17 protein-coding genes and 1 pseudogene are annotated in these 18363 nt (G+C 47.1%); 8 read left to right on the forward strand and 10 right to left on the reverse strand.

Going from position 1 to position 18363, the window contains the following annotated elements:
- Positions 1–1160: 1160 nt before the first annotated feature.
- Positions 1161–2579: an ATP-binding protein gene (locus tag ACIDITHRIX25_RS74445; RefSeq protein WP_201732783.1), complete on the reverse strand. Its 1419-nt coding sequence runs from the start codon at positions 2577–2579 to the stop codon at positions 1161–1163.
- Between the two features lie 651 nt (positions 2580–3230).
- Between ACIDITHRIX25_RS74445 and ACIDITHRIX25_RS74450 the strand changes: the two genes are divergently transcribed.
- Positions 3231–3680, forward strand: coding sequence for a hypothetical protein (locus tag ACIDITHRIX25_RS74450; protein ID WP_201732784.1), 450 nt, complete (start codon positions 3231–3233; stop codon positions 3678–3680).
- 359 nt (positions 3681–4039) lie between these two features.
- Here the strand turns inward: ACIDITHRIX25_RS74450 and ACIDITHRIX25_RS74455 are convergent, their stop codons facing one another.
- The 3 genes from ACIDITHRIX25_RS74455 to ACIDITHRIX25_RS74465 are packed head-to-tail and all read right to left on the reverse strand — an operon-like array spanning position 4040 to position 4969.
- Positions 4040–4441, reverse strand: a complete 402-nt coding sequence (locus ACIDITHRIX25_RS74455) for a type II toxin-antitoxin system VapC family toxin (RefSeq protein WP_201732785.1) — start codon at positions 4439–4441, stop codon at positions 4040–4042.
- Positions 4438–4734 (reverse strand): type II toxin-antitoxin system Phd/YefM family antitoxin, encoded by a 297-nt coding sequence (locus ACIDITHRIX25_RS74460; protein ID WP_349632136.1) that lies wholly within the window; start codon positions 4732–4734, stop codon positions 4438–4440. Before ACIDITHRIX25_RS74460 ends, ACIDITHRIX25_RS74455 begins: the two co-directional genes overlap by 4 nt.
- 52 nt (positions 4735–4786) lie before the next feature.
- On the reverse strand, positions 4787–4969 hold the full coding sequence (locus ACIDITHRIX25_RS74465; RefSeq protein ID WP_201732787.1) for a hypothetical protein: 183 nt from the start codon (positions 4967–4969) through the stop codon (positions 4787–4789).
- 317 nt (positions 4970–5286) lie between these two features.
- On the opposite strand from ACIDITHRIX25_RS74465, the gene ACIDITHRIX25_RS74470 reads away from it, so the two are divergent.
- The 3 genes from ACIDITHRIX25_RS74470 (at position 5287) to ACIDITHRIX25_RS000000104245 (ending at position 7795) form a co-directional block, all read left to right on the forward strand.
- On the forward strand, positions 5287–7062 hold the full coding sequence (locus tag ACIDITHRIX25_RS74470; RefSeq protein WP_201732788.1) for a DUF2075 domain-containing protein: 1776 nt from the start codon (positions 5287–5289) through the stop codon (positions 7060–7062).
- Between the two features lie 107 nt (positions 7063–7169).
- On the forward strand, positions 7170–7355 hold the full coding sequence (locus tag ACIDITHRIX25_RS74475) for a transposase (protein WP_201732789.1): 186 nt from the start codon (positions 7170–7172) through the stop codon (positions 7353–7355).
- A 242-nt stretch (positions 7356–7597) separates the two neighbouring features.
- The gene (locus tag ACIDITHRIX25_RS000000104245) at positions 7598–7795 is read left to right on the forward strand and encodes an IS3 family transposase (RefSeq protein ID WP_201732964.1); all 198 of its coding nucleotides are present in this window, start codon (positions 7598–7600) and stop codon (positions 7793–7795) included.
- On the opposite strand, the gene ACIDITHRIX25_RS74480 is transcribed toward ACIDITHRIX25_RS000000104245, so the two are convergent.
- Positions 7792–8010 (reverse strand): TroA family protein, encoded by a 219-nt coding sequence (locus ACIDITHRIX25_RS74480; protein ID WP_201732790.1) that lies wholly within the window; start codon positions 8008–8010, stop codon positions 7792–7794. The two genes, ACIDITHRIX25_RS000000104245 and ACIDITHRIX25_RS74480, sit on opposite strands and share 4 nt — an antisense overlap.
- Before the next feature lie 614 nt (positions 8011–8624).
- Positions 8625–8951 carry a hypothetical protein gene (locus tag ACIDITHRIX25_RS74485; RefSeq protein ID WP_201732791.1) on the reverse strand — a complete coding sequence of 109 codons (327 nt, stop codon included), beginning with the start codon at positions 8949–8951 and terminating at the stop codon, positions 8625–8627.
- Positions 8952–9274: 323 nt separating this feature from the next.
- On the opposite strand from ACIDITHRIX25_RS74485, the gene ACIDITHRIX25_RS74490 reads away from it, so the two are divergent.
- Entirely contained in the window at positions 9275–10414 is a 1140-nt protein-coding gene (locus tag ACIDITHRIX25_RS74490; protein WP_201732792.1) for an IS630 family transposase, read from the forward strand.
- Positions 10415–10599: 185 nt separating this feature from the next.
- Positions 10600–10723: pseudogene (locus tag ACIDITHRIX25_RS74495) on the forward strand (IS1595-like element ISAxf1 family transposase); the annotation flags it as partial.
- A gap of 255 nt (positions 10724–10978) precedes the next feature.
- On the opposite strand, the gene ACIDITHRIX25_RS74500 reads toward ACIDITHRIX25_RS74495, so the two are convergent.
- The 4 genes from ACIDITHRIX25_RS74500 to ACIDITHRIX25_RS74515 all read right to left on the reverse strand — a co-directional run bounded on the left by ACIDITHRIX25_RS74500 (position 10979) and on the right by ACIDITHRIX25_RS74515 (position 14741).
- On the reverse strand, positions 10979–11260 hold the full coding sequence (locus tag ACIDITHRIX25_RS74500; protein WP_201732793.1) for a hypothetical protein: 282 nt from the start codon (positions 11258–11260) through the stop codon (positions 10979–10981).
- Positions 11261–11270: 10 nt separating this feature from the next.
- Positions 11271–12377 carry an IS1380 family transposase gene (locus tag ACIDITHRIX25_RS74505; protein WP_201732794.1) on the reverse strand — a complete coding sequence of 369 codons (1107 nt, stop codon included), beginning with the start codon at positions 12375–12377 and terminating at the stop codon, positions 11271–11273.
- An 84-nt stretch (positions 12378–12461) separates the two neighbouring features.
- The gene (locus ACIDITHRIX25_RS74510) at positions 12462–13304 is read right to left on the reverse strand and encodes an MFS transporter (RefSeq protein ID WP_201732795.1); all 843 of its coding nucleotides are present in this window, start codon (positions 13302–13304) and stop codon (positions 12462–12464) included.
- A 366-nt stretch (positions 13305–13670) separates the two neighbouring features.
- Complete coding sequence (locus tag ACIDITHRIX25_RS74515) at positions 13671–14741, reverse strand: YHYH protein (protein ID WP_201732796.1); 1071 nt, start codon at positions 14739–14741, stop codon at positions 13671–13673.
- A 716-nt stretch (positions 14742–15457) separates the two neighbouring features.
- On the opposite strand from ACIDITHRIX25_RS74515, the gene ACIDITHRIX25_RS74520 reads away from it, so the two are divergent.
- Both ACIDITHRIX25_RS74520 and ACIDITHRIX25_RS74525 read left to right on the forward strand, forming a co-directional pair.
- The gene (locus ACIDITHRIX25_RS74520) at positions 15458–15628 is read left to right on the forward strand and encodes a hypothetical protein (RefSeq protein ID WP_201732797.1); all 171 of its coding nucleotides are present in this window, start codon (positions 15458–15460) and stop codon (positions 15626–15628) included.
- 528 nt (positions 15629–16156) lie between these two features.
- Positions 16157–18352: an IS1634 family transposase gene (locus ACIDITHRIX25_RS74525; protein ID WP_201732798.1), complete on the forward strand. Its 2196-nt coding sequence runs from the start codon at positions 16157–16159 to the stop codon at positions 18350–18352.
- Positions 18353–18363 lie beyond the last annotated feature (11 nt).

Consider the following 18363-nt stretch of genomic DNA (forward strand, 5'->3'; position numbering starts at 1 on the left):
GTCGCAAAGATCCACTCCAAAAAACAATTCGTACCCAAATTCATCAATGCCATAGCCACTTCTGTTCTCACAGTTACTCGATTTGTCTGTATCGATACCATTTGGGCCCTGAACCCACAAAAGGGCGGATATTTTCTATCCTCATAGCAGCGCCATGGAAAACTGCGTCGGCAACTATACGGGCCAAAGCAAGACACAATAGGAGTTGTGGGCTGTGGGTAGGATCTCCAGAACGATCATAACAGCTGGTCTCTAAGGATCAATTCGTTTATGGCATTCTTCTTATCCTCGATCGGTTTTCGCCAGGATGAAAGCTTGGCAATGGGAATCGCGTTCTTTACCAACGAAAAGTTCGCCGCGATAATCGCAAGCACCTAAGTTTTTGTATAGTTTCAATGACTTGGTGCGCCTGATGAGAAACGAAGTCACCCAGACAGATCGTATGGACTTTGTGAATCACCTCACGCCACCAATAACAGCCGTAATTGAGAAATAAACCCCTAGTGAGCCCCATATCCTTCCGATGTACAACACGGGCGAAAGTGATCCGTCTTGCCCGACCAAAGTTGATCTTGCGGATGGACATTCCCAGGAAGCGTATGGGGAGTCAACCCATTCGATTTGAAGTATTTGGCATTTTCGGTCTCAATAGCCTTTGATCAACTGTAGTCAAGTCCCTTCGTCACACTAATGGCCTCACCGCGAAGTCATTGATTCCGGCGTTAGGCTTGGGGCACAGGTGTCGGCAACATTTCATTGACTGTAATGGCGGGCACTAATATTGTTGTCTTCAAAATGAGTCACTTCGTCGGCTCGGAGGATGAGCCACCTGTCGTCAATCCTTCCTGGGTGATTTAGGTACAGGGCTACATACCTCGATAGAACGAGCCTCGACCTCGCGCCTTAAATTCAAATGCTGTACACGAAAATGGCAATCTAAGATTCAGAGCAGTAATCGAATTACAGCTGGACCAAAGGACCTTTTTAAAGTTCGGACGATTGAGCGTGACCGATTTCGATCCCCATCAAACAAATTGTGCAGTTACCGTGGATTACGTATCCAATCCTTCACTTGGCGGTTGGCGCAAACTAAACCTCGAACACACGGATCAATACGATCGGAGATTTCCCTTCAGCAACTACGAGCATTCCCGTTCAATTTACCAAGCTTTGATCAGGTCATCTGGGCCAAATTTGAACGCAGCGTTGACGTTTGGCCCCACCCCACTACGGCTAACAGCGATTAACGGCGTATCTTTGCTAGCGCCCGGAACCTGAAGAGTTGCGGCAGCTAGAGCGTTTAGATCGCCGTTGTCAAAAGGTTCGGTTTCAAGCCACTTTATTGAGCCTGCAAAGGTAATCACCTTCGCTAAGGGATTGCGGTCGGCGCCGATGATATCAACCTCAGGGACGTTAGTTCGGGTCCAGTATCCGCCTACGGCTTCCGCAACGAGGCCATCAAGTGGAAGAAGTCGGGCCAGAGACTCCCTAACTATCGGCTCTATTGCTCGCCCTCTCCAAGAGGTCCAGCTAGCTTTTATTCGCGCCAACACCCGATCGGAGCGTCCACGTTCGATTTCCGCTAGATGAGGTCCAATGAAGGTAAGCCAAAATCTCAGGTAGGGATCATCGACGCGATATCTTGCCTCTTTTGAGGGCTTGGTCGATAATGGAACCTCTCGAATGACAATTCGCTTCGCGGTAAGTAGTTCAAGTGCTCGGGAAGCACTAACTGCTTGGAGCCCACCGGCAGCACGCGAAATATTGGTAAAGGTCGTCTCCCCTGCCCCGATCTTTCCTAAAACCTCACGGGCTAATGCTTCTACCGGGAACTCGGCGGCCAAAGACCGTTCTGCACTGACGATCAGAGCTGACGTTGTCTCTGAGAGCGCCCCTTCGAGGTAATCCCACATAGGAAGACCTACAGGCCAATCGTCACAGATGAGTGGAAGTCCCCCGGTGATAAGGTAGGAGTCGAAAGCCGATGTTTCATCAGGTGAACCAACGATTTGTGCCGTCTCGAGTGGTGACAGCGGCGGGATTATCATCTCGGTTCCCCGCTGGTAGAACGCCCGGTCATGAGAGTTCAGAGCCTCCATCATAGCGAGGTCAGAACCGACCAAGATCAGCAGAACTGGCTTGTGGGATAGAATACGGTCCCACTGCTTTTGGAAGATAGCTTCGATACTCACATCTTGTTCGACAAAATACGGAAACTCGTCAAAGATCACAATGCTCGGAGTGTCGTGCGGCAAAGTCTGCCCGAGCAATCGCAGTGCAACATCCCAATTATCCAGGTGAGTACCTCTGAACAGATCAGCATTCGGAAGATTCGACTCCACGACCGCTTCTGCAAACAACTCCAGTTCATGGCTTCGCTGGCGCGATGCCGTGAAATAGAGCGTCGGTATCCCCGAACGGTTGGCAAAGACCTCCACCAGTCGACTCTTGCCAACCCGACGTCGACCACGCATGAGTATGCAACGTCCCGGAAGATCGGTATTAATCTCTGACCGAATACGCCCTAGCAATCGATCAAGCGAATTCAACTGAGTCTGACGACCAACAAAGCCCGGCATAATACCTCACAAGCGTATAATTTATGTTACTAACATTAATGTAAGTAACATAAATGTTAGTATCTAAAGGATTGTTTTTCGTACATTAACGCACCAACCGCTATGAATGCAGAGAACTGGCTTTCACCAAAGCGTCAACGCGGACCTGGAATCTACCTTCCCTGGGTCAAGTCTCCAAGGTGCAACTTAGCTCTCAAGCATCTCCAACAGTGCGAACTTCGACCTTGCATCAAGCTGATTTTCATGAAAGACGCTGCTCAAAAAGTCGAGGGCCTCTTGCGCGGAGCGAAAGTTGCAGTCGTGTACACAACACCGCAACATGCGCAAACCGTAGCAGTGCTCGAGCGACCTACGTAACAAGTATCGAGTGCCTTCCGAAGGAATCACAACATTCTCACTGGATCTAGTAACAAGGTTTACAAAAGGCTGCGGTGCGACATTCGCTCCCCATTAGCACAGGAACGTTAATGGGCGCAGAGACTGTAACTGCCGCTAGGCAGAATAATAATGGTGACTTACAAAGGTGCTACAGCAATGAAAACAGCAAAGGGAGTGGCAAATTTCAGTTCGCCCTTTCCCGACCGCACCTCTCTCAGGTAACAGTGGGAAGCTGAACTTACCACCATCAATCGGGCTCAGAAGGGGAGTTACATGTCAGTTCCATCCACTTGGTTTGAACGAGACCTTCCGATACTTGAAGCCATCATCGAGCTTCTCAATGAGAAAAGGCCCCATAGTTTACTCTCAATAAACGAGGTCGCCGAGCACTTGTCCAGATCAAAAGAGGAAGTCTACGCAGCTGCTCACGCTCTCGGAGAGGAGTACATCACTCTCAGAGAGTTCCTTACTGGAGGAGACCCTGGACCCTACTTAGTCACGGCGGTCACATCAGCCGCACGGCGCGCATCCGGGCAGTGGCCATCCGAGGAGTTAGTGATTGAATCTCTAATTCGTGGCGTTCAAATTGCTATTGAATCGGAAACGGATCCTGAAAAACGTTCCAAACTTAAGCAGTTCCTTGACTCAGCCGTGGGCGTTAGTCGAGAAGTATTGGTCGGCATCCTAACGACGACTTTGACACAAAAAATTGGTGGCATTTAGGCAGCAACTAGTACTACATTCTTCCTACACCAACGAAAGACGTACTGTCACTTTGGAGATTATTGGCACATGAATTTGAGCGATTTACGTGAACTTCCTCTGATGCAAATTTGGAGACGCCATCATTGCGCCAGGCGACTTCGAAAAATACAACGCCTTGAGCAATTGGTCGGAAATCGCAATCGGCGTACTAAAACGTCGCCCTCACTGCCAACGAACGATTCAAAACGATCTAATTTAAGCTTTAGTCCACGAAGGGCTACCGATGCTCATCGACTTATTCGACACTTTCGATTTGCATGGCTGGAACTACCTGATAGTTACAACACAATTGACCGCTGCTAATCCAAAGTCGGACTCTAGTCCACTCTCGATGGCGACTCGACGGCGAACCCCGCTTCGCCAGCTGCTGCACATAAACGCAGATCATATGCAACAAAATATGAAAGTGAGCTACCAATTGAGATCGCACTTGCCAAATGAATCGAATCCAAACTTCGTAACTCGTATGGTTTTAGGTCAGAAGCAATATTCAAGACATTGCTAGTTATCGGGATGCTACCAATGCCAGATAAAAGAGATCGGGCAAAGGGAGTCAAAGTATCGTCGAGTCGGTTGCACGCTCGAATCAGCTCAACGTGAGCTAGTTGACTAGTAACTTTCAAGGCATCTGCATTTATCGCGAGCCAATCTATCAGAGCCACACTTTCCTCCTCGTCGATGACCAACTTGACAAGGGCAGAAGTGTCCAAATAAATCATTCGAATCGCTCTTCACGCAGATCATTAAGTACATCAGCGGAAACGACACCCGGCGATAACTTGCGTCGATGCTTAGGGATTTGAAATTGATTGACAGGTGGAATTATTTGGCCCCTTGCGACGAGCCCTTCGAATCCGTCGGACTCTCGATAGGGAGAAGAAATAAGTGCTACCAAAGCTCCTCGCGCGGTAACTTCAATAATTTCGCCGCGCTTCACTTGCTCTAGATACTTACTGGCATTCTGCCGCAACTCTTTAACACCAATCCTAATCATATAGATAAAGTAGCACATTAAGTGCTACTTTATCTGAAAGTTGATATATTGAGATTCAAACCAGAGATATCTAAAAACGAACCCTCTTGAATCGATCAGCATTCAATATCGATCCAAGAAGCATCAGTTCCGCCTTTTCCATTGTCGGACGAATCACGTCAAGAATCGCTTGAAGACAGGCAAGCGCTCTCATTCCATGGCTTCCACGTAGGGTCCGGTCGTGAGAGCCTCCTGCACTAACATTTTCAGCCACCCTTCCTGTTACGGAAATCCCATAACAAATACAACTATTAATGCTCAAGCGATAAGATTTCAGATTCGCGTTGCGAGTACCTAAAACTAAATCTGTGGATTTCAGCGCGCCTAATAATCCGGATGATCGATCTGATTTCGTATGGCCGAATTTATCTCTCGTTAAGTAGGAGCACAAATCAAAATATTGCTGTAAATTCTGATCAGTGCCATCGAATCGACACGAGTAATTCAAAATAAAATCCGCGTTACACCTCACCCATCACGGACTCGAATCAGATAGCCTAGAAAATATCGACCTAAAGGTATCGAGGTAAAGTGAACATTGAAATTGCCCCTAGCGGACCTGCTCAATTCTCTATTATACGAAAAAGTCCAGAAGAATTGCTCGACGAATCAGTAGTTGCCGTAACATACAAACTTCAAAATTGGCCTGTCGTGTACCTACTCGACAATAGTAGAAAGATCTATGTTGGAGAGAGCGTCAACTTCCTTCATCGCTATCGCCAACACTCACTCAACCCGTCAAAGAACAAACTCGACCAGATTCGAGTAATCCTCGACGATTCGTTCAATAAGTCAGCATGTCATGACCTAGAGTCGAATTTGATACGGTACTTTGCCAGCGATACAAAATACGAAGTAATCAATCGAAACCTTGGACTTGTAGACGTCAACTACTTCAACAGGGATGCCTATCGCGAGCGTTTCAAGGAGATATACCGGCAACTTCAAAAGGAGGGGTTGTTTGACCTTTCTTTTGAAGAAATCGAAAATTCAGATACCTACAAGCTGTCACCATATACGACGCTCAACGACGGACAAAGCGACGTAACTGAACGCGTCATCTCAGCCGTCGTGGCCTCAGTCAAATCAGCTGCAAAGCGAACGCTAATAATTGAAGGTGGTGCAGGAACGGGAAAGAGTGTCCTACTAACGTATCTCGCCAAACTCCTTGTAGACGCGAACGAAGACCAGCAAGAAATTGATGAAATCGATGAATATGGCCCCTGGACTGACATGATCGGTCTCGGTGACGCAATCAAATCCCGAGGTCGCGAACTGAAGGTGGCAGTTGTTATTCCACAGCAATCATTTCGAGCGACTGTCAAGAAAGCTTTCGAAAGCATCCCAGGGCTTCAAAATCTCCCTATCTTTTCACCCCTAGATATTGCAAATTGCGACGACCACTTCGATGTAGCACTGATCGACGAAGGACACCGACTTCGAAAAAGAGCGAGTCACATGATGGGTGTTTACAATACACTCATCAGCCAGATCAATATCAAGCTTTATGGGTTCGACGATTATTCAAAAACTGAGATGGATTGGATGACAGAAAAATCCGATATCCAAATAACCTTCATGGATCCAACACAAAGAGTCCGTCCCTCTGATCTCTCGCTCGAGTACCAGAGCAGCATGATCGAAAAAGCCAAGGCAAATAAGGCCAACTTTCTCCTCTTAAAACAAGAAAGGCTTGGAACGGGAGGGGCCAAATACCTCGAACACCTCCAAAAGGTCCTTGTACCCACGCCAAGTAGAGAGAGCCGCCAGAAATTAATAGGCTACGATTTGAGGATCTACTGCGATCTTGCAAAGATGATTGAAGATCTAAATCGCCTCGAAATGTCAAATGGACGTTGTCGGCTCACATCTGGTTTTGGCTACAAACACTTAAGTAAGAGAGACTCGAAACTTTTTGATATCAAAATCGACGGCATACACCTCAAGTGGAATCGAAAGCAAACCGACTGGATTGAGTCCGTCATTGGATGCGACGAGGTCGGTTCTATTCACACAGTTCAGGGTTACGACTTAAATTACGCTGGCGTCATCTTCGCGCCAGAGATAGCCTTCGATCCAACAAGCTATCAGTTTCGATTCATAAAAGAAAATTATCACGATAGGAAGTCCAAAGAAAACAACAACTTCCTAAATGAAAGCTATGACGACCGATATCACCTCGATCTTGTCCTAAATATTTACAAGGTTCTGCTCTCTAGGGGAACACTAGGAACATTCATCTATTGCGTCGACAACGGAGTACGGAACTTCCTTCTTGAGGCCTTCTACATGGAAATCACCCAGTGAAATCGAACAAAATGCAACCGAAATAAAAGACCAGTGGAAGGCTCCCATTTAATTGATCCGCTACTAATGTGAGCTTTGTATCCATAATGTAGATGGAGGAAATTATTGTGAAGTCCAAAAGGCATACCCCAGAACAGGTGCGCAAGAAGATCGCCGAAGGGGACAAGATGCTAAATGACGGTGCAACCATAAGTGAAGTTGCCCGCAGCTTTGGAGTTACCGAGACAACCTGGTACCGATGGAAGAGTACCTACGCTGCATTGAAAGGAACCAAAGTAAAGCTTACTCATTGAACTTGAATCTAAAGAACCGTCGTCTAAAGAGCATCGTTGCCGACCTAACTCTTGATGTCTCCATGCTCAAGGAGGTGACGATAAGAAATTTCTAACCCCGAATCGTCGTCGTATGGTAGTTCACAAACTACAGATACGATTCGGGGTTTCTAAAGAGACGAGCCTGCAAAGTAGCAAGTCAAAATCGTTCTACGCAGCGTACCGTAGCACCTGAACGCAAAAGTGCAGATCTAGACGAAGAGATCACGCAACTCCTTAGAACGTTTGTCCTAGAACACAAAGCTCAAGGTTACAAAAGAGCATATCGCTACGTCATAGACAAGGGATACCATGTCAATATCAAAAAGGTAAGGTCTCTTTGGCGACAAGCCGGTTTGAAAGTACCCTATAAGAAGAAGAGAAAGTCGACCGCTGGAAATCCAAACGTTTGGATTTCCTAAGCAACTACTTCGCCGCGCTCTGGGACGCCTAGACGCCGCGCTAGCGAGATTACACTTGTAATTACATCTTCCATGGCTCTTGGGTTCATCGAAAATATCTCAATACCGATCGGACATGCAGTTATAAGATCGCCGCTAAAGACAGCGCAAACTTCGCAGAGGTCTTGAGTGATCACGAGATCGGATTTGAGCTCCGCTAATAAATCTGCGTCCACTGCGTATATCGAGTGGCCTTTGGATGCTGACGCATTTACAGCCTATCTATTTCCAGGCTCGTCAATTTGGATACATCGATCTGAACTCTTGCTACTAAGGGTTTATCCATGATCTCAGGCGGCCAATTGCAATCCTCTGAGATGCCAACTAATGAGCTAAGCATCCCTAGATCAGCGATTATGTTTGTCGCGCTAGGAAGCAAGGAGATGATGCGAATAAAATAACAATAGCATTTGACGGCCGTGTAGTGGATCAAGGGTAAGTTCGCCAACTCCCAAGGAAGTCTCCTTCAAATGATTGTCAACGATTGCCAAGGTCCACTAGTCAGGCATAGCAAGGGGCAGTAGGCCTCGACCTCTCCAATTTAAGTATCTCCCACAAAGCCATATTTTAGAGCTCGACCACAAGAGCACTCTGGTGTTGGCACCCCTTGGACAGCTTGGCAAATAAACAAGGAGGGTCCTACCAGCCATTGGGGTTATCGAAAGATATAAAGGAGTCAAAATCACCCGATATGAAGATGAAAAAAAGAACTTGGGGGTCGCAGTTAGGAAGAATTAGGTCCGGGTCATCCAATTCAGCACTAATGGCTAAATACCCACTAGCAAAAGCTTCACAATTGAGAGTGGCCATCATCGACACGACGTAGCTGAAGGGCCAAATCGGAGATGACAAAAGATGCAAGGAAGATAGGGAGAAAGCTCTTGCCGGTGCATCGATAAGAGACGGTTTGACTCTCGGCAGCCTCAAACTTCTGAACGCGGCTGGAATTTCGACCATTGCGAAGTTGCAAGCTGTGGGGTCCGGGGACGATTTTAATCTCTGTGGTTGCATTCATTTTAACCAATCCCGCCAGTCGGCCATCGACTAAAATATCATAGGTACCCCTTCTAACTTCCGCCCCGATGGATTTATGCGTCATCTTCAGGGTCGCTGTCATCTTCGACCTCCCTTATCTGTCGGTCATGGGTCCGATCAAACCAATCATATCAAACTGAAGAACTAAAGAGATATTCCTTAATCCCAGTCGCCGTTACAAGTCCGGTTGGAAAACCACGCCTGATTTAGGTTCAATAACACCAAACAATCATCAGTTCGTTCAAGATCTTCTCTCGTCATGGTTATTTTTTGGGGTGCTTATTTGGGGCTCTTATTCGAATGGGGAGAGTAGGGTCCCAGCGCCCTATAATTTCGTTCCGCTAATAGCATTACATAGATAACAATTTGTGCCATGATTATATTGAACTCTATAAGGAGGCAATCATGGCACGGAAGACACAACGACCACCTCTGGTGCTTACCCAAGATCAGCAGTCAATGCTAAAAGATCTGGCTGGGTCGCGAACAGCTACGCTACGTGAGGTTGAAAGGGCCAAGGTTCTGCTTGGCTATGCAGAAGGCACACCGATCTCCGAATTGGCACGCCAGATTGGAGTGGGCCGCCCGATGGTTTACAAGTGCATCGATAAAGCACTTGCAAAAGGCGTGTTGATGGGACTAAAAGATACCTACCACCGTCCCTATGAACCAGAGATTACAGATGAGGCCAAAGCCTGGGTGGTAGCCATTGCCTGTACCAAACCAGTAGATCATGGACTTGCCGCAGAGCTGTGGTCGATATCTGGACTTGCTGGGTTTGTGTCTGGAAATGCCGATGCTGCTGGATTCCCACGTCTAGCAAAGGCGGGCAAGAGCACAATATGGCGCATCCTGGACGAGAACGAGATCAAGCCCCACAAGATTCGCTATTACTTGGAAAAACGTGATCCAGAGTTCGACCGCAAGATACAGGAGGTCCTGATGGTCTATTCCGAGGTGTCTATCTACGCTGAAGGCGAAGTTCAAACCGGAAGAACAAGTCCGATCTATAGCGTCAGCGTCGATGAGAAGCCGGGAGTCCAAGCCGTTGGACTTACGGCACCCGATCTGCCACCGGTGCCCGGTAAGGCACCAACGATAGGGCGTGATTATGAATATGTCCGTCATGGCACCGTGTCGATCCTGGCCGGGATCGACCTGCATTCAGGCCATATCTTTGCCAATGTGGAGGACCGCCACCGGAGTGTCGAATTTATCGGACTGCTAAAGACGCTCGATGAGTACTACCCAGAAGAGGCAACTATCCGTGTCGTATTAGACAATCATTCAGCCCATATTTCAAAAGAGACTATGGTCTACCTTGCCAGCCGGCCTGGGCGCTTCGAATACGTTCATACGCCCAAGCATGGCTCCTGGCTCAACCTCATCGAATCTGTCTTTTCCAAAATGAGTAGAACCTTCCTTCGCCACATACGGGTTGATTCCACAGATGAACTAAAGGAACGCATTCTGAAAGGTGTTGAGGAATTCAATGCTGCACCAGTCGTTTTTCGCTGGAACAAGTTCGATCTTGGAGTGGCATAACATGTATCTTGTTTAGTGGAAGGGAATACTAGTTCCAATCCCCATCGATGTTCACAGATAAAAGCACCCGGCAATCCACATCGAGCTTTATCAAACATACTTATCAAGTTTCGTAAGTTTCGCCTCCACCGAGACCAGATTGGAGCTAATCTTTAGTAGAACAGATGTTCGATAAAGGAGGCATGGTGGATCTCTCAGGCTTTATGGTACGCTTCGCTTCAGAGGCGGCATGTGAAGATCATTTGATCAAATTGCTTATGCTATGACGGATTTAGATGTCCAAAGTGTAACTTCGATCAATTTACCCTGAATCCACAGAAATGGACCAGCTTGAGCCCCTCGGTGTGACTTCAAGTCGGTTTTTCGGAACTGATTTAGGTTTGACGGAGGGTCTATGGCTTAAATCTGGTTTCAGAGAGCCAAATATGACCTATTCCCTTTGTAATTGAGCCTGTTTGGTCATTTTTGAGATTGTGAAATCTCATTTTGGGTATAGTGACCTAATCCCTTGTCTTCTAGAGCAGTTCCTTCAAGTAATATTCAGCGTGTTAGGTAACCAGATGTTCAGGTGATGGCGATCTCAAACTTTCTGATCCGATCAAGAGCCTCTAAGAACTTATCCTTATAGTGCCAGTGTTCTTCAAGATGCAGTATTACTTTTCTAGCTGAACGAGTGATATGTCCTGCGATCTGAAAGTAACACCGTCGAAGCTTTGGTGTGGTGATAACAGTTTCTGCAATAGCACCTATTCGTGCCCGGTTGTGTGCAGTTGCACCGTGTCGGGTTGTGCAGTTGCACCGTGTCGGGTTGTGCAGTGAACCGTGCCAGGTTGTGTGCAATTGCACCAATGGCTAATTAGACCAGAGCCAACCAAACGGCATTAGCGTTCATGTATCTGGATGGAACATGTTTCCAACCCGAACCTCCTTTGAGATCCTTGATGACTAGTTCGATCTGGGCATGTGCTCGGTGATCAGCCTCAAGGAAAAGCGTTTCGCCTTGTCGATCGGTAATAAATGCGTGATAGTCATAGTCTCTAAATAGTGCCAGCTGAGACCCTGGAGTAGGCTTTGTTCTTCCTACGATAAGACGAACGTCTTGTCTATCTTTTGCAAATGCGCGATATTTCACTTCTGCTACATCAGCTCCACCTTCAAGCCAGTAGGGAATTGAAGTCCAGGCATCCTCTTGGATATCGGAGATGATACCTTTTAGTCTCTTGGACATCCGTGTTGTAATGCAAAAGCGAACATCACCCGCACTAGCTGCGTCTCTAACGGCTCTTGAGTAGAACCCAGAGTCAAAACGCATGGTTATTTCACCAGTTGCTCCAGCGGCTCTGGCATTGTTGATTACCTGAGTTACAAACTCCCCGGCACCACGAGCGGTATTGGCGTTGCCTTCACGTGTCACTATTCCAAGAATGTCACCTGTTTTACCAACTGCTGCTAGGTGTGGGTGATACCCCCTTACTTTGGTATAACCAAAGTAAGCTCCTTCTTTTTTGTTTCCATATACCTGACATATCGTGGAATCAACATCAATGGTGAGCGGCTCATCACCTGGACCTGCTCCAGCTAGCCAGGCTCGTTTTAGCAACAAAGCTGCAACTCGTTCAACATCTGCGATGTCACTGGTCTCAAAACTACGCAAGAAGACACCAAGAGTGGATGGTGCTGGCATTATCTGACCAAGGATAACTTGCGCATTTGGGCTTTCAAGGATTGCAGTGTCATCAATGCAATCACCACCGGCCAAAATGGAGGCCACGATAGCCATAGCTTTTCTGCCAACATTTGCTCGTCCAGGACGATCCTCTAGGTCAATGTGTAAATCAAAGAGATCCCTAAGGCCAAGTCTCTCAGCAAGGGTGATAGGGAGTATTAACCCACTGTTGGAAACTGCGTTCGAATCGTCAAAGGTGACTATCAAACACTCTAAAGCACTAGCAGATGCTCGCATCTAAAAGGTGCTCCTTGAACTGATAGATTTGAATTGTGTTCAAACATCATTCTACCAGTTCAGAGCACCTTTTCTATACCAAAATCAAAGTTGAGCGGCTAAATTTTCGGTGGATCCAGGCTTAGCCAAGCGATCAGAGATTGCCCGACCAATAGTCATCGTTGCAGCAAATGCTCCGTAGGCATAGGGTATTTGATTAGCTGGAGCGTGGCGAATGCTTTGCATATAAAGCGAACTCCAGTCATTGGCAATCCCCTCGCTTACCATTACTGCCAATGCAACGACCGCAAAGATTCGAATCTCGCGAGGCACGTTCTTCCAGGTACTACGGATCACTTTGGATCTAGCTTCCTTGGAAACTGCATCTTTTTTCAAAAGGCCTAAGACCCCGATAACGCTGGCCAATGCACTCAAAACCACAGCGATATCTACGATAACATCAGGAGAGACATTGTATGTTGCTAGCTGAGATGAGTAGATTGACGAGGAAAATCCCCCTATCGAAAAGGTGGCGTGAAAGGAAGACATGATGGGGCGACGATAGCTTCTTTCCACCTCAATGGCATGGGTATTCATAGAGATATCCAAAGCGCCAACGCTAATTCCAAGACTAAATAGAACTATGGCTAGCTCCCACCAGTTGGATGCGCGCAGTGGAAAAAATAGCGCCATCGCACAGCCAAACGCACTCGTTGGCACAATCAGCCGGGCGCTTAATCTATCTGCAAACTTGCCAACCACAGCCATGCTCACAAGCGCACCTACCCCAAGGCACAAAAGTAACCACCCAAGAGTCGCAGGGTTCACCTTGCTTCGAATGGCAACCGTTGGAATTTGAATCACCCAGACACCAAGGATAAAACCATTTATGTAAAAATAGGTAAGTGTCGAGAGACGTGCCATTCTCATTCGAGTTGGAATCTCCATTGTATTCACGATAATGGCTGAAGATTAAAGATGGTTTCAACGAGACAAAGGATGATGCGCGGATCCCAAAAGCACAACCGCCCTGGGCGCCGATGGAGTTGGCATAATGATGACGTCGCAACTAAAAAAGGACTAACAGCCACCGATATCTTCGAGGAGAATCACTGAGAATCAACTTCGCCTTGGCGTATGTGATCTAGACCGGTCTTCAAAGATACGTTTAGCAATTCTTGCATTTACCTTGGTCTTACCATATGTACGGTCTCTGGAGTTCGGTCTACTTGGCGGCTTTGGATCTCCTGCAAAAGACAAACCAGTTCACAGTGGTCACCTATTTCAATACAGGATCAACTAGCGGAACCCTACCTAGCCTTGCCTTTGGCTAAAGGCAGGAAGTGGATCTCCGATCGATATCGCCGCTGTTGGAGTAACCGTTCCGACAAAGCAGCCAATGGTATATGGGTATGCGCTTGTAGCATCATAGTGGTACATGTTGACAGTCTTTCCATCCCATAGGACCGGCGATACCCGCCCGTGACATGCGTCTAATTGGGAATTTGTGACCAGAGAGCCGTTTGCGTTGCGCTCTACATAGATGCCAAACCCATCAAGAGCATAGCCAACCAATGTCGACTGCCCTGTAGCCTTAGCTAGGATGCACGGAGAAATATCGTGATAGTGATAAGTGCCAAAATGGTCAGGATGACCACCGCAGCTATCTTGAGTTTCATGAGCAACCGCATCGAGCGATCCGGCATCAAGGGCATTGAACAGCATCACGCCATTAGTCAAAACCCCAATAGCCCCCATAGGTAGACATGAAGGAGATTGCGCCACAGTTGGAGACGCGGGCACCGTTATAGAAAGGGCTTTAGGCACGATGTGGTTTGGATTTGTGTCGTACTGATAAGCAGGATCGTTCGGCGAGATCGGAAAGTTGCCGACCGGCATGCCAACGGGTACTGAATCCGTCGCGATAGTGCGAGTTCCATTAGATACGCTCACATTAAAGTAAGCATTTGGATAGTAGTTCGCCCCTTGCACTGCTACCTTTTGAGAGGGCGTCCATGTGGAATTTGAATAATTGATCCAAGGACCCCCATGGACTCTCCTGGTGTTGTTACGAAGCGTTCCACAAGCATCAATATAGCCAACTTGAGACGATCCATAGAGAACCTTGCCATCACCCAAGGGCAGTACTCCACTGATAGGAGCGTTCGTTGGCGCAAGCGTCGAGGCTGGGTTGCTAAATGGCCCACTTGAGGTAGTAGCAGGCGCAAGTGTCGAGACGGGAGTGAGACTTTGCCCGCCTGTGGTCGCCGAAGTCGAAGATACCCCAGCACTACCGCAGCTGGCGAGAATCGCCCCCAATAGCAACGAGCCAGAACTTCGAAGCACAATTGAACTTTTGTGATGACGCTTAGCATTCTTTAGCATTTATCTATTCTTAGGAGGAAATTATTATCAAATCCTTAAATATCTGACATCTTGGCATAATAGACAAATTTCCATAGCCGAAAAGGCAATCTTTGCTGTCTCTGACCTATAGATAACCACACTCCAAGATCCTGTTCCGACTAGCACTCGCCCAAAGCGACATCTGACTGACAGATTGCATGAATTGGGGGGCGAAATTCGCAAATTTACCTCAGCACTGCAATCAGGCTGACTTCTGATACGCCCCGGGTTTAATGGAGACTCCATTATCTGAGAACCAATCGGTTCTCTTGGGTACGCATTAGCGTAGCAGAGACGGATGTCAATACCCCTAAAAGCACGATATTTGATGGAATTTGAGCTGTCTGGCGAACTGGTTGTTTAGATTAAATCTTTAAAATATGGCTGGTTCTTTACTATTTAGGACATCTCTCACTACCACCAACTTTGTAACAAACAAATCCACAATCACAACAGAAGCATTTGTGGTGATAGTTGACTTGAAATGCTGGGTACATCAAAATACCTACGGGAACTTTGATGGAGCTCTGGATTTAACGATGGAAGGTTAGTTATCGAGATCGACGTGGGCGACTGGTTCGTCACAATGAGGACAAGGACCACCCGTTCCAATACGGGTACACAAAAGGTTGCATTCTGGGTATCTTTAAAATACCGAGGTAGCGACTCTCGCAGCGGGGACACTCATAGACGACTTGCATCCGCCGGGTATCGGAGGGATCAGACACAGCAGCTTTGACGCCATGGCGGGCTCGATAAGCCGCCTGGCGACAGGCGTCGCTGTGATACTTACGCCGTCTCGAAGCCATAAAGGTACTGCAGCACCACGCGCATATGACCATAGTCATATCGTAACGCTATTGTAACGAATGGGAATTACCGACCAGGGTTACGTTATTACTTCCAATAGCCATGGCGGGTTTCTGACTGGTCAGTGCTTGTGGCTCATCGTCGATGAAGCGCACCTTCGAGATCACCTAGGCTTCAAGCGCCGTGGTTATCAACCTCGGTCATATTGACTCCACTGGGATTGGGCAGAAAAGATGTGAGAGAGAACTTGGGTCTTTTATGACAACGCGAAGTACACCTACTAGTGGGCTGCAACTTGCAGCCCACTAGTAGGTGTGGGATTGAGGTGTCGATAACCGGTTGCAATTGTTAGCCTTGTCATGGTTATTCATGGCAAAGCCTAACCCTTCTTTCGCAGATTTCCCGAAAAATCGCCCCAATTGGCTCCTTTTGAGGGGATTTTTGAGGATTTTCGACTTGTGTCATTTATAGATGCCCTGGTAGATGGGTATTAGGTCTTTTTGGGTCGCGAATGTAGTGTCCTAATTTTTGAGTAGTGTTGATTATGACTTGCATTAGCTCTGACATGGTGCTATTGTGTTGTTGTGTTTATCCGTGAAACTCCAACAGTTAATAAAAAGACCGGCGTTAGCTACAGTAAGTACCAACTCGTTGAGTCCTACCGCTGTGAAAAAGGTCCCCGTCAACGTATAGTAATGACCTTGACCGAACTGGACCTGGATAAGTCATTGTGGCCAGCTCTGGCCAATGCAATTGCCCAGAGACTCTCTGGAGTAACCTCACTCTTTGAATCAGATCCTATTATTGCCAGATACGCCGATCTGGCAATCACTAAGTATGCAATTCGTTCCGAAGTTGCAGCCGCTAAAGAAACAAGAGCTACTGAGGCTGACCTTGAGATGGTGGATCTCTCTAGTGCTAAGACTATCAATAGTAGAAGTATCGGTCCAGAACTCATAGGAAACTCGTTCTATGAAGCTCTTAGCTTCGATAAGATCCTAGAGAGTGCAGGTCTATCGGGTGAATCTCTTGGCATTGCCAAGGCAACGATAATAGCTCGTCTTATTCATCCTGGATCTGATCGAAAGACCTATTCTTATATCAACTCCAACTCTTCATTACCTGAGATATGTGGTATCGATCTCTCTAAGTTTCACAAGGATAAGGTCTATGCAATTGCAGATAAGCTCTATGACGCTAAAGCCGTCATAGAGCCAGCACTCTATAAAGCTAGCTCTGATCTCTTTAGGACGAATACCAGGCTCTTTCTCTTTGATCTAACCAACACCTACTTCGAAGGTTCTACTAAGGGGAACTCCCTAGCTAAACATGGACATTCCAAAGAGAAGCGTTTTGATTGCACATTAGTTTCTCTGGCACTACTTGTTGATCACCGGGGACTACCCATCTACTCAGAGATACATGAGGGCAATACCTCTGAGCCTAGAACTCTCATTAGCGTACTTGATGCCTTGGAGTCTCTATCGGATGGATCTCTCTTTGGGGATGTTGTTCCTACCATTGTGATGGATAGGGGAATTGCTACCAAGGCAAACCTAGAACTTCTCATTAAGCGCAATCTCAACTACGTAGTAATTGAGAGAGCTAACAAAAAGAGCCTCTATCGAAGCCATTTCATGGAGATGGAAGGCTTCACCGAGATCTACGATGCCCAAGGATCCCCAGTACTGGTGAAAAAGCTCCAAGTGGAACCACAAAAGCCACAAGGACAAGTGAAAACACAAGTACAAGGACAAGTGCAAACGCTAGAAGAAGACACCGGCACTGACGACAATAACAGTTACACCACCTCCGGCAACACTAGCAACAGTATCATCAAGAGCGACAGCAGCACCGGCACTGACGACTATATCCGTAATGGTGTCACCGGCAAGAATACCGGCACCGATGACACCAAAATCACCAACAGCAACACCACCGACACTGATACTAACGCCACCTCCATCTCCTCCTCCATCTCCTCCTCCATCTCCTCCTCCATCTCCATCTCCTCCTCTTCCTCCAACAACAACACCACAACCGTGGTGTTGTGTCGTTCTTTGGGGAGATCCAAGAAGGAATCAGCGATCTCTAGTCAAGCTAACGAGAGATTCTTAGTAGATATCACTTCGTTGAATACCTCAATCACAAAGGGTTCTATATCTAAGACCACAGTTGTCTCAGAGCGTATCGGACGCATCAAGGCCAAGTACCCAAGTATTGCTTCCAAATACGAGATATCCCTTGAATATCATCAAGACCATGGCAAGATCATCAAAAAGAGACGCTTTGACAAAGTAATCAATCTCACTATTACAGAAAAACCCACTAAAGCCAAAGATGATAATCTCCAAGGAGCCTACGTCATAGACACCAGCCATAGCGAGCTAGATGCAGGTGAGATCTGGAATATCTATACGACTCTCACTAAAGTAGAAGATGCCTTTAGATCCCTCAAGAGTGATCTTGGACTTCGACCGGTCTATCATCAACTAGCTAGCCGAACTGCTGCTCACCTCTTCATCTCAGTACTTGCCTATCACCTCCTTAGTGCTATTGAGCTGACCTTGAGGCAAAATAACGATAAGAGAAGATGGTCAACCATCAAAGAGCAACTCAACAGTCACCGCCGAGCCACCATAGTTCTTACATCAGATAAAGGCGTCGTCTATCACATCCGCACTAGTGGTGTTTCTGAGCCGGTTCACAAAGAGATCTACCGTCTCTTAGGAGTTAGTGATCCCCTTAAACGGATAAAGACCATTGCGACGCATTTGTAGTGTCCCAACGT

Source organism: Acidithrix sp. C25 (genome assembly GCF_904848545.2).